Source organism: Nitrospirota bacterium, assembly GCA_016195565.1.
Classification (GTDB): Bacteria; Nitrospirota; Thermodesulfovibrionia; order Thermodesulfovibrionales; family UBA1546; genus UBA1546.
Map to the genome: position 1 here is coordinate 1 of JACPZK010000014.1, position 10401 is coordinate 10401.

The following is a 10401-nucleotide window of genomic DNA, read 5'->3' on the forward strand; positions in this document are numbered from 1 at the left end:
CCTATAGGCCGCATGAGGCGCTGGGATATGATATCCCGGCTAATTATTATAAACTTGAAAATCTGGTGGGACTAACTTTAAACTCGAAATAGTTGTTCCGAAAAAGTCGAGCAGGACAGTTTACCAATGAGAGATAATACTTTGTATTCTGTAGTGCTTGCTTTCTTGCTCTTGCGAATCTTTCAGCGATTTCACTATAGTAATTTTCAATGTCGGCATCTTTCTCAATTACCTTGTCTAAAATATCCTCGGCTGAAAATTCAAAAAGCCCGATGCTATTTTCATATTTTTCTTTTGCTTTGAAGTCCTTTGTAAAAAGGTCTTTAACAGCAAGGCGGTTTAATCCTTGTTTTTTTGCTTCCTGATAATTGTCAATTAAAAATTGTTTCAGATCTTGTTCTGATTCTGTAGGTGCTTCATAAGTTTTACAAGCCATTTCAGAAATCAAATACCTGTCAAGTTTTGGAATATCTTCAAAGTCCAAAGCTTGTCCTCTACTTATAATCGTTTCAGTTTTGAAACGCCTGCTTTCAAAAAATTTGATCAGATCTTTTTCATTTTTTGTATTGAGGTGGTTAAAACCGTTGGTGATGTTACCGTAATAAAGAAGTGCATCCGTGTAAATTCGCCGCAAGCCCCAACGCAAATGTTGTAATGATGTGATTTCCTCCTTGCCGATAAATTCTTCTTCAAAGTCGTCTAACTTTTCAACTTGGTATGGGTGTTTGTCGGGCTTGGTAAGCCAATAGTATTTAAAAAAACTAAAGGAAATACCTGTCAGACCGGAAATAATTAAAAGCTGATTAAGCTGAACCTTACTCAAGTGTTGGCTATCAATATTTTTAAGCCGTTCGAAAACTTCCTCTTTTCCTTCCTCGCTGAAAATACATTCCAGCCCATCGCTTTCATGATTAGAAAAGAGAGAAAAGTATTCTATGATTTGTTCTTTATTCATTACTTTGTACTGAGATCAGGTCGTGCCACATCCCCACCCCCCCATTTTCCCTCTCAATCATACCCCTTCAAGCGCAGGAATTTCAAGAGAAGGAAAATACGGTAAGGGGGACTTCTATAATAAGGCTTAACGTCCCGCTTCCCTGCCATGATTATGGCAGTTCAGAAAAATTACTGCCGTGAGAGTCTGAATAGCAACTTTTTGACCAGCACTATGCTTTCCTTTATGGGTATAACATCTGTTTCTATCGTCAATTCAGGTTTTTTCGGCTCTTCATAAGGCACGTTTATGCCGGGCACAGGCCAGCCCTTTGCGCCTTTTTTGTAGATGCCTTTCGGAGCCTTATGGGTATAAACCCTTTTTCGCTCCCTTTTCATAGCGACTTCCAGCGGGCATTTAAGATATATCTCTGCATATTTCGGGATTAACCTTCTTGCAAGGGTCCTCCACCTCCTAAGGTTTCCTGTAGCATCTATAATCACATTATGTCCCCGTCCTGTCATTATCTTTGCGAGATATACGAGGGAGCGGTAAACAATGTTCCTCTCAAGACCTGAATAAGCCGGCTTTGGCGTTACAATCTTTCTGAACGCATCCATCCTTAATATGATAAATTTTGGATAGAGTTTTTTAATTTCATCGGCGAGTGTGCTCTTCCCGCTCCCCGGAAGCCCCGTTATCCATAAAGCAAGGCCCTTCATGTAATAAGTTTAATACCAAAGGAGAAATATGGCAATTCAATAATCCCGTGTGGTATCATATCTCATCTTTTTTATTTTTCTTCCAAGAATATGGCTGAAATTATCCCTTTCAAGGGAGTCCTCTACAATATGTCTAAGGTTTCAGGGGAGGATGTAATGGCCCCTCCTTACGATATTATTGCGCCTGAATACAAAGAAAAACTCTACGGCAAAAGCCCTTATAACAGTGTAAGGATTGATTTCGGCAAGGCACTGGAGGGCGATAACGACTCACATAATAAGTACACAAGGGCTTCAGGCTATCTCAATTCATGGCTGAAAGATGGAATTCTGCATGGGAGTAAAGCTCCTGCTTTTTACGGTTACGAGATAGAGTACAGGGTTAAAGAAAAGCCTAAAAAACTTAGAGGTTTTTTCAGCCTCGTACGTCTTGAAGAACTCGGCAGGGGCGTATATCCGCATGAATGCACGCACTCAAAACCAAAGGCTGACAGGCTGAACCTTTTAAGAACATGCATGGCAAATATAAGCCCGATTTTTTCGCTTTATAACAGTCCCGGGAAAAAGGCATCCGAAATAATAAACAGGGTTATGCTCCTGAAGCCATATATGGAGGCGAAAGATTCTGACGGCGCAGTCCACAGGCTGTGGGTTGTTGACGCTGAAGAAGATATTGAAACAATCCGGAATGACCTGAAAGGGAAACCGGTATTTATAGCTGACGGCCATCACAGATATGAGACAGCGCTTGAATTCCAGAGAGAGATGAACAAAAGTCAGGAGAAAAACTCTGAACTCCAAACTCTGAACTCCAAACTTAAACCCTGGGATTATGTTCTTATGTTTCTTGCCAATATGTCAGATGAAGGGCTGACAATACTTCCCGCGCACAGGCTTGTTAAAAATCTGCCTGAGAACTCTCTTGATATCCTGTCACAACATTTTACGGTAGAAATTCTCTCAGCACAGGATGACATTACAGGGGCATTATCCGGATATGAACACGCTATCGGCTTCTGTCATCGCAATAGTGATAACCTGTATTTGCTCAGGCATAAAGGGCATAAAGGCGCCGGGCTTGAAAACATAAATCCCGCATTAAAAGAACTTGATGTTACCATACTACATGAACTAATATTTAAGAAACTGCTTAATATTACCGAGGTAACATACGAGATGGACACAGCGGAAACAAGGGAGATGGTCAGAAAGGGGATTTATGATGCGGCATTTTTCCTGAATCCTACAGGAGTTAAGGATGTTGAAAGGGTTGCCCTTTCAGGCGAAAGGATGCCGCCAAAATCCACATATTTTTATCCCAAGCTTTTAACAGGCATGGTTATGTATAAATTCAATGAATAGCTTACGGAACAGATAGTTCACTGTTCACTGTTCACGGCAAAAGAAGTATTTCTGTGAACTGTCAGCTGTGAACTTTTAAAAAAGGAGGATTTTTTATGTCGGTTAAAGTAGCGATTAACGGATTCGGAAGAATTGGAAGGGTTTTTTTAAGGGCAAGCGCGTCATGCAAGGATTTTGATATTGTTGCAATAAATGACCTCACAGACGCAAAGACCCTTGCGCACCTGCTTAAATATGACTCTGTGCACGGGATATTTAATGCGGATGTAAAAGCCACTGACAGCGGCATAAGCGTCAACGGAAAGGAAATAAAAATCCTTGCTGTCACAGAGCCTGAGAAACTTCCATGGAAAAGTCTCGGCGTTGATGTTGTCCTTGAATCAACAGGAAGATTTACAGACAGGGCGTCCGCCTCAAAACATCTTGATGCAGGAGCGAAGTGGGTAATAATATCAGCGCCTGCAAAAGACCCTGATGTTACGGTATGTCTTGGAGTAAACGAAGAAACGCTGGACCCTTCAAAGCACAAAGTAATCTCCAATGCATCTTGCACAACGAACTGTCTTGCTCCTGTGGCAAAGGTGCTGCATCAGGAATTCGGCATAGTGAGAGGCTTGATGACAACAATACATTCGTATACAAATGACCAGCGTATTCTTGACCTCCCGCATAAAGATTTAAGAAGGGCAAGGGCTGCTGCAATGTCAATGATACCGACTACAACCGGCGCTGCAAAGGCAGTGGGACTTGTCTTGCCTGAACTAAAAGGCAAGCTTGACGGCATGTCAATAAGAGTTCCGACCCCCAATGTATCTGTTATAGACCTTGTGGCTGAACTCAAAAAAGATGCGACTGTAGAGGAAGTGAATGCAGCCCTGAAAAAGGCGGCTGAAGGAAAGATGAAGGGGATTCTTCAATATACAGAAGAGCCTGTTGTATCAATAGACTTTAACGGCAATGCCCATTCTTCTATTGTTGACGCCTCTGTTACAAAAGTTCTGGAAGGCAGGATGGTAAAAATCATAGCATGGTATGATAATGAGACAGGTTACAGTTCGCGGGTGCGCGACCTGATAATCTATCTCACAAAGAGGAGTTAGTCTGCAATGGCAAGAAAGAATAATAGTCATAGTCATGTCCCGATTAAGGATGTCCTGAACAAACTTACAATTGAAGAGCTGAACATTAAAGGCAAGAGGGTTTTTATAAGGGCGGACTTTAATGTGCCGCTTGATGACAACCTTACCATAACCGATGACGGCAGGATTCGTTCCACTCTGCCTTCAATAGATTATGCGATAGACGAAGGGGCCAAGGTTATACTTGCTTCCCATCTTGGAAGGCCCAAAGGGAAGGCAGACCCCAGATTTACCCTTGCGCCGGTTGCAAAGAGGCTGCAGAGGCTTCTTGGCAAGGAGGTTATCTTTGCGCCTGACTGCATAGGGCCGCAGGTAGAAAGCATTGTTTCAAAGATGAAGGAAGGCGATGTCCTTCTTCTGGAGAATCTCAGGTTCCATCCCGGCGAAGAAAGAAACGATGAAGAATTTGCCAGGGCGCTTGCAAGGCTTGCCGACTATTATGTTAACGATGCATTTGGAGCAGCGCACAGAGCGCACGCATCAGTGGTCGGCATCACAAAGTTTCTGCCTTCAGCGGCAGGTTTCCTGATGAGAAAGGAAATAGAATATCTTAAGGGGACCGTGCACAATCCTGTGAGGCCGTTTGTTGCCATACTCGGAGGCGCAAAGGTCTCAGGCAAGATAGGCGTTCTTGAAAATCTTGTTGATAAGGTTGACAAGGTGATAATTGGCGGCGGAATGGCATACACTTTTATTAAGGCAATGGGATACGAAGTTGGAGACTCGCTTGTGGAAACAGAGATGCTTGAATTTGCAGAGATGATAAGAAAAAAACTGGTAAAAAATAATGTTAAGTTTTATCTTCCTGTTGACAGTGTAATAGCGCAGAGCATGGAGGCCGGCTCCGAGACAAAACTGGTGACTACGCAGGAAATTCCAAAAGGCTGGAGGGCGCTTGATATAGGCCCGGCGTCTGTCAAGCTTTTCTCCGAGGCGTTGCAGGATGCAAAGACAATAATATGGAACGGCCCTATGGGTGTTTTTGAGATAGATGCATTCTCAAGGGGCACTTTCGGCATTGCCCATTCAGTGGCTGATGCATATGCTCTCACAATAGTCGGCGGAGGAGACACGGACCTCGCAGTGCACAAGGCTGGTGTATCCGATGCGATATCTTTCATATCAACAGGCGGCGGAGCATCGCTTCAGCTGCTTGAGGGCAATGAACTGCCGGGCATCGCAGCGCTGACGGACAGGAAAGAGGAGTAGAGGGCGATTAGCTCAGTGGTAGAGCGCTTCCTTCACACGGAAGAGGCCGTGGGTTCGATACCCTCATCGCCCACCATTTTGAAATCAAGGAGGAGGGTCTCTCACCTTATCGCCTCCGGTAGCCTATCCCCTGAAAATTGTTATACCGGTATTTCCAGTAAAATTTTATCGTAATTCACTACTGGCGTTGTCTTCTCCCTGCCGTTAGATTTGCCTTTTTCGATCTCTATAAGCCCCAGTTCTGCAAGGTAATGGACATCATCAGAGACATTCTTTGTGTCCCTTTTCAGTATCTTTGCAAGCTCGTAGATAGAACCGGGATGGTATTTCTTGATGATCTTCAAAATTTTCAATCGTTCATCTGTAATAAACTTTCTCATGGCTTTTAAAGATTCAAAAGAAATGGTTGAGCGGTTCTTTACGCTCCCGCCTTTCGCAATTTTTTTCAAATCTCTCTTTACCTCTGAGATAAACTCACCCTCGGTTTGTATCTCAAGACGGACATTCTTAACCTTCATTTCTAAACCTCCTTACATCGTCAAAAAAATTTTCTATCAGTTCATCCGTACCCCTGAAGGCATATTGATATTCCCGGCCTTTATAATGTTTATGATCACCCTTGTATTCAGCATTATCATATCCGATAACCCTTTTTCCATCTCTTATCAGAGCCAATGAGTATTTAAAGCCATGTGGTTTATCTGTGGTTTTTCCTACCTTCCAAATCTTGATTTCTGCAATATCTCCGTTTTCATAAGCCCTTTTGAACTTATAATAAGGTTCCGCCTTCATATAGGTTATTATATACCTCCCATAGATAGTATTTCAATATAAAATAAAAATACTCTCTTTTTATTTATCCTGTTTTTCAACATGACAAATAAAGATCCTGCCCTGTGATAATACAAGGCAGGGTGATATTTGTTTTACCTTCTTAAAGATTTACCCTTTATATTTTGTGCTGTTAATCTGTAGCATTCCCTTAGACAGGACTCTCCAATATCCTGAGATAAGAACATCTTATAAACAGATTTTCTTAAAGTTTTTGAGAGGCTCTTTGTTTCAGTGTTGCTTAACCCCTCCCTGCCTCTTTCCCCTTGATGCACTAAAATGGTAATTCTTGCGAAGGTTTAGAAAAATCTGGGAAATGCAAGGTTTGTTCCGGTATTCCTTCACACGGAAGAGGCCGTGGGTTCGATACCCCCATCGCCTACCATTTTGAAATCGGCAATCTATTGCCTCTGTTTCTTGAATGTCTTTAAAGCATCAGGGTCAAACACGATATTCTTGCCGATCCTATTGTGTTTCAGGATGCCATCCCTTACCCATCTTCTAACCGTTATCTCTGCAACTTCAAGATATTCTGACGCCTCTTTGATGGTAAAAGGAGACTGCTTTATATCACTGAACACGTCTGCATGGGTATAATGTTCTTTTTCAAAACCAACCCTTGCAATAATAGAAAAGAGCCTTTCCCTTTCTCTTATCGGCATATCAAGGATTTCCTTATAAACCTTTCTTGCTGTTATCATGGTGATTAGACCTCCCTTAGATATTGCTTAAGTTCACGATAGAAATTTTCATGAGTTCCTATCATGTAAAATGTTATCGTATTGCCTTCTGTTTTATAGGCGATTAAATATTCCTGTCGCTGAAACTTAAATTTATGCACTCTTAATCCAGATAAGTCGCCTTTTTTAGCCTCTCCCGTATCAGGACTGTTTATAACCCCTTCAACTTCATCTTCAATTGCCAACTGAAAAGCCCTGGATTGCTTTTTAACAAACTTCTTAAATGGCGGTTTATATAAACTATCCATGATTAGTTTAATGATAATTTATTTTATCATGCTTGTCAATAAAAACGCTGCCTTGAGGCATTATATAGTAGACTGGCAAAAAAATAAGGGAAAGGGCATTACCGCCCTTTGCCCCATTAAAAATCAGGATGGTTAAACTTTAAAGATGTGCCTGCATTTTGTGCGTGGGCTACAGGTGTTTAACGCCTTCAGTCTCTATAATTTTGCAACGCCTCTGGCTAACAGTTCTAAAGCTTTTTTTATAAGCTGAATGTCTTGAGGCGGGAATTGATGAAATATCTCTTTTTCATGGGGGAAGCATTCACTTACATGTATGCCTAAAGCCTTTGCTATCTGAATCAAAGAATTTAAACTTGGGTTAACCTCTCCTCTTTCTATCTCACCGATAAATTTATAGCTTATCCCTGATTTTTCGCCTAACTCTTCTTGCGTTAACCCCCTCAATTTTCTCAGAGTCCTTATTCTTTTACCTAATTCTATTGGGATATTGCTGTTCATGGGTTAGCTCCTAAAGAATTACAGGAATTATATGTTGTTTTCTGGCTGCTATAAACCCAGTATATGTGAAAATTACCTTGACAGTAACACCAATATGTGTTATTTTCCTCGTAAATCTACAGTGAATCGGTGATGCAAGAAAAACATGCGATTGAAGATTTTCACGGCTACTGTAATATTTTCTTTGTGTTTTTGCCACGAGGTTTTAGGAAGCGAGATGGGTGACAAAAAAGAACTAATCGGTGCGGCGGTAGAATCGGATAACAGGTTTACGCATCAGGCTCGAATGCTCCAAGGATGGTATAGAGCTTTTGTCCTGAAAATTCCGCAAGGCATCGGTCCGACAAAAAATAGCAAACGTCTACTGCCAAATATGATCCCTTATCAACCCCGGGGAAATCCACCCTATAACTTCTTGACCCCGTCAATATATCAATATGCCATGGAGCGATTACAACGCAAAGACATCGGAGGGACTATTGAAGAGTTCAGGTTGTTTCACAATATGCTTTCCAGTCAGCCGATGGCATTCAACCTCTTTGCGCCGCTTGCTCAAAATTTAGACTTGGCGACTAGGGTTTTTCAGTCCATCTATCCTGATATTCGCAGTGTTACGGAAATTATCATAGAATACGCCCCTCTTCCGGTAAATGAGTATCTCGGAGACAAAACAGCGTTTGATGTGTTTGTTGCTTATCGCAACGAGTCTAATAAACGAGGGTTTATCGGAATAGAAATGAAATATACTGAGACGTTTTCGCCTACAGAATACGTAACCCCCCGTTATCAGGAATTGACGAATTCTTCATCATCACCCTTTTCTAAAGGCCCCGATCTCCTTAAGAAATATAATCAATTATGGAGGAATACCCTTCTTGCTTATTCGATGCTGGTGCATCCCAAATCTGTGTATCAGCAAGGTCACACTTTACTGGTTTACATGAAAGAGGACGAGGCTGTCGATCAAATGCTTCCCGGCTTTCGTGATTGTCTTAAAAAGCATCAGAGTTGGATTAGGGCTATGGATGTGCGAGAGTTTATTAAGGTCTTGCAAAAACTATCACTATCGCAAGACGAACAGAAATGGGTAGATGATTTTACAATCAGGTATCTTCGATTTGATATTGTTAAAGATTTATAAGGGTTTTTAAATTAAATGCATACACTAAGCCACAAAGGAGGCAAACATGTCTTTTCAGTGTCCTCATTGCTCAGTAGTTGCGAAATCGGAAGGAGGTCTACAAAAACATATTGCTTCCGCTCATGTTGAAAGAGCGGAAGATGAAATTTTGATAGACGGACGGAAACGAGTCAAAACGATTCAAGATGAATTTTCAAAGCTCTACCCATTCTTAGGGATTCATTTTTTTACAGAAGAGGAAATCCAGAAAGCCAAAAAGGGTGAAAATATCTCTCCGCTTGATGGGGAGCTAAGTTTATCTAAAGTTCGTACCATTAAAGGCTCCACAAACAGTGATTTCAAAGTGACCAGCCGAATGTTTGGCGAGACATTAGAGACAAATTTTCGCAAGGAATTTGGTTTACAAATTCAAATTTGCATACAGAAAGAAGATAAGAGTTTTTACACATCAGGAGATATGGATAGAATGCCATTAAAAGATCTCAATACTTGGTGCGAAGAAAAGGGTTATCAAAAATGGAGCTATGCCGCTTGGAGAAAATAAGAGTCTATGGGCGCTGTTGATATATCAACAGTTAGAATTGACAATTTTTAAAACAAGGAGGAATTATGGCAGACGGTTACAAATGTCCTTATTGCGACACGGTAGCAAAATCCAAGCAGGGATTTGAAAAACATGCTAAGGGCGCGCATCCGACAGAAAAGTATTTCATTTGCCCTGACTGCACGATTGTTGCAAAATCAGAGCAAGGGTTGAAGAAACACCGCGCAGGGGCTCATTGACCAGACCAAAGGCTTGTTGCCTAACCGCAACAAGCCTTTTTTATAAGAGGGAATAGGTGAGAAATATACTATGACCGCAGAGATTCATTCTTGGACTGACTATGTTTTTAATACTTACACCTTAATCGGCTGGCTGCTGATAGTAATTATAGGTGTAGTACTGGGCTTTAAGCACAAAATTACTATTTTTCGTGATTATAACGACCTTGGGCTGATATTTTTAATAGCCCTCTCTCCAATAGTTTTAAGCCAACTCTTTTCGCTGATAGGCGGCGATCAGAAAAAAGCTGGAGCAGTCTTCTTAATCGTCGTTGAAGCGGTTCTTTTCTCATGGGTTGTTGTCCGTACATATCAGGACAATCAAAATATCTTGGGCATGATAGTCGCACTTATAACAAAGCTTTCCTTATCTGTTTTATTCATAATCAATTTTCTTAATTTTGTTTCTCCGACCGGCAAAACAGCCTCGGAGCGTGCAAAATCAAGGAGAAGCGCTTTAGCTATATTGCTTATTGTTGCGCCTTTGACATTTGCTCTTGTGAAAAATAAGGAGGGTATTTTTAATCCACAAAGGGCTCTGGGAAGAAGGAGGTTAGGGGTCTGACTGTTTCTCTATGAAAGTATAAGCACAATATAGGGGGACATGTATAAGCTTTTGTAGGGTTTGACGAAATTAGGAACAACTGGTAAGTTAGTCCTCCGGAAGGAGGAAGCAGATGGCAAGAAAGAAATGGAGCGCAGAAGAGAAGCAGAAAATGGTATTGGCAGGCTTGAGGAATGAGGCGTCAGTAGCA

14 protein-coding genes and 1 tRNA gene are annotated in these 10401 nt (G+C 41.5%); 8 read left to right on the forward strand and 7 right to left on the reverse strand.

The window, feature by feature from the left end; translation table 11 throughout:
- Nucleotides 1-46: 46 nt before the first annotated feature.
- The gene (locus HY035_05090) at nucleotides 47-955 is read right to left on the reverse strand and encodes a hypothetical protein (protein MBI3377764.1); all 909 of its coding nucleotides are present in this window, start codon (nucleotides 953-955) and stop codon (nucleotides 47-49) included.
- 170 nt (nucleotides 956-1125) lie between these two features.
- Nucleotides 1126-1656, reverse strand: coding sequence for an adenylyl-sulfate kinase (locus HY035_05095; protein ID MBI3377765.1), 531 nt, complete (start codon nucleotides 1654-1656; stop codon nucleotides 1126-1128).
- 129 nt (nucleotides 1657-1785) lie between these two features.
- Here HY035_05095 and HY035_05100 point away from each other — a divergent pair, with 129 nt between their 5' ends.
- The 4 genes from HY035_05100 (at nucleotide 1786) to HY035_05115 (ending at nucleotide 5442) form a co-directional block, all read left to right on the forward strand.
- Entirely contained in the window at nucleotides 1786-3018 is a 1233-nt protein-coding gene (locus HY035_05100; protein MBI3377766.1) for a DUF1015 domain-containing protein, read from the forward strand.
- 95 nt (nucleotides 3019-3113) lie between these two features.
- Nucleotides 3114-4118, forward strand: a complete 1005-nt coding sequence (gene gap, locus HY035_05105; GenBank protein MBI3377767.1) for a type I glyceraldehyde-3-phosphate dehydrogenase — start codon at nucleotides 3114-3116, stop codon at nucleotides 4116-4118.
- Between the two features lie 54 nt (nucleotides 4119-4172).
- Entirely contained in the window at nucleotides 4173-5366 is a 1194-nt protein-coding gene (locus HY035_05110) for a phosphoglycerate kinase (GenBank protein MBI3377768.1), read from the forward strand.
- A gap of 1 nt (nucleotide 5367) precedes the next feature.
- A tRNA-Val gene (locus tag HY035_05115) sits at nucleotides 5368-5442 on the forward strand.
- Between the two features lie 64 nt (nucleotides 5443-5506).
- Here the strand turns inward: HY035_05115 and HY035_05120 are convergent.
- The 5 genes from HY035_05120 to HY035_05140 form a co-directional block, all read right to left on the reverse strand.
- Nucleotides 5507-5884: an ArsR family transcriptional regulator gene (locus tag HY035_05120; GenBank protein ID MBI3377769.1), complete on the reverse strand. Its 378-nt coding sequence runs from the start codon at nucleotides 5882-5884 to the stop codon at nucleotides 5507-5509.
- Nucleotides 5874-6158: a hypothetical protein gene (locus HY035_05125; GenBank protein MBI3377770.1), complete on the reverse strand. Its 285-nt coding sequence runs from the start codon at nucleotides 6156-6158 to the stop codon at nucleotides 5874-5876. Before HY035_05125 ends, HY035_05120 begins: the two co-directional genes overlap by 11 nt.
- A 440-nt stretch (nucleotides 6159-6598) precedes the next feature.
- Nucleotides 6599-6898 carry a helix-turn-helix domain-containing protein gene (locus tag HY035_05130; protein ID MBI3377771.1) on the reverse strand — a complete coding sequence of 100 codons (300 nt, stop codon included), beginning with the start codon at nucleotides 6896-6898 and terminating at the stop codon, nucleotides 6599-6601.
- 5 nt (nucleotides 6899-6903) lie between these two features.
- Nucleotides 6904-7185 (reverse strand): type II toxin-antitoxin system RelE/ParE family toxin, encoded by a 282-nt coding sequence (locus HY035_05135; protein MBI3377772.1) that lies wholly within the window; start codon nucleotides 7183-7185, stop codon nucleotides 6904-6906.
- A 195-nt stretch (nucleotides 7186-7380) separates the two neighbouring features.
- Complete coding sequence (locus HY035_05140) at nucleotides 7381-7683, reverse strand: helix-turn-helix transcriptional regulator (protein ID MBI3377773.1); 303 nt, start codon at nucleotides 7681-7683, stop codon at nucleotides 7381-7383.
- Nucleotides 7684-7900: 217 nt separating this feature from the next.
- On the opposite strand from HY035_05140, the gene HY035_05145 reads away from it, so the two are divergent.
- From HY035_05145 to HY035_05160, 4 genes are all read left to right on the forward strand, one after another.
- Nucleotides 7901-8824, forward strand: a complete 924-nt coding sequence (locus HY035_05145; protein MBI3377774.1) for a hypothetical protein — start codon at nucleotides 7901-7903, stop codon at nucleotides 8822-8824.
- 46 nt (nucleotides 8825-8870) lie between these two features.
- Nucleotides 8871-9368: a hypothetical protein gene (locus HY035_05150; GenBank protein ID MBI3377775.1), complete on the forward strand. Its 498-nt coding sequence runs from the start codon at nucleotides 8871-8873 to the stop codon at nucleotides 9366-9368.
- Nucleotides 9369-9433: 65 nt separating this feature from the next.
- Complete coding sequence (locus HY035_05155; protein ID MBI3377776.1) at nucleotides 9434-9607, forward strand: hypothetical protein; 174 nt, start codon at nucleotides 9434-9436, stop codon at nucleotides 9605-9607.
- 70 nt (nucleotides 9608-9677) lie between these two features.
- Complete coding sequence (locus HY035_05160) at nucleotides 9678-10211, forward strand: hypothetical protein (protein ID MBI3377777.1); 534 nt, start codon at nucleotides 9678-9680, stop codon at nucleotides 10209-10211.
- Nucleotides 10212-10401: the final 190 nt, after the last annotated feature.

Excerpts from the sequence above, each read along its gene's own strand:
- HY035_05090 (MBI3377764.1), bottom strand. The coding sequence starts at position 955 with ATGAATAAAGAACAAATCATAGAATACTTTTCTCTCTTTTCTAATCAT.
- HY035_05095 (MBI3377765.1), bottom strand. The coding sequence starts at position 1,656 with ATGAAGGGCCTTGCTTTATGGATAACGGGGCTTCCGGGGAGCGGGAAG.
- HY035_05100 (MBI3377766.1), top strand. The coding sequence starts at position 1,786 with ATGTCTAAGGTTTCAGGGGAGGATGTAATGGCCCCTCCTTACGATATT.
- gap (MBI3377767.1), top strand. The coding sequence starts at position 3,114 with ATGTCGGTTAAAGTAGCGATTAACGGATTCGGAAGAATTGGAAGGGTT.
- HY035_05120 (MBI3377769.1), bottom strand. The coding sequence starts at position 5,884 with ATGAAGGTTAAGAATGTCCGTCTTGAGATACAAACCGAGGGTGAGTTT.
- HY035_05125 (MBI3377770.1), bottom strand. The coding sequence starts at position 6,158 with ATGAAGGCGGAACCTTATTATAAGTTCAAAAGGGCTTATGAAAACGGA.
- HY035_05130 (MBI3377771.1), bottom strand. The coding sequence starts at position 6,898 with ATGATAACAGCAAGAAAGGTTTATAAGGAAATCCTTGATATGCCGATA.
- HY035_05135 (MBI3377772.1), bottom strand. The coding sequence starts at position 7,185 with ATGGATAGTTTATATAAACCGCCATTTAAGAAGTTTGTTAAAAAGCAA.
- HY035_05140 (MBI3377773.1), bottom strand. The coding sequence starts at position 7,683 with ATGAACAGCAATATCCCAATAGAATTAGGTAAAAGAATAAGGACTCTG.
- HY035_05145 (MBI3377774.1), top strand. The coding sequence starts at position 7,901 with ATGGGTGACAAAAAAGAACTAATCGGTGCGGCGGTAGAATCGGATAAC.
- HY035_05150 (MBI3377775.1), top strand. The coding sequence starts at position 8,871 with ATGTCTTTTCAGTGTCCTCATTGCTCAGTAGTTGCGAAATCGGAAGGA.
- HY035_05155 (MBI3377776.1), top strand. The coding sequence starts at position 9,434 with ATGGCAGACGGTTACAAATGTCCTTATTGCGACACGGTAGCAAAATCC.
- HY035_05160 (MBI3377777.1), top strand. The coding sequence starts at position 9,678 with ATGACCGCAGAGATTCATTCTTGGACTGACTATGTTTTTAATACTTAC.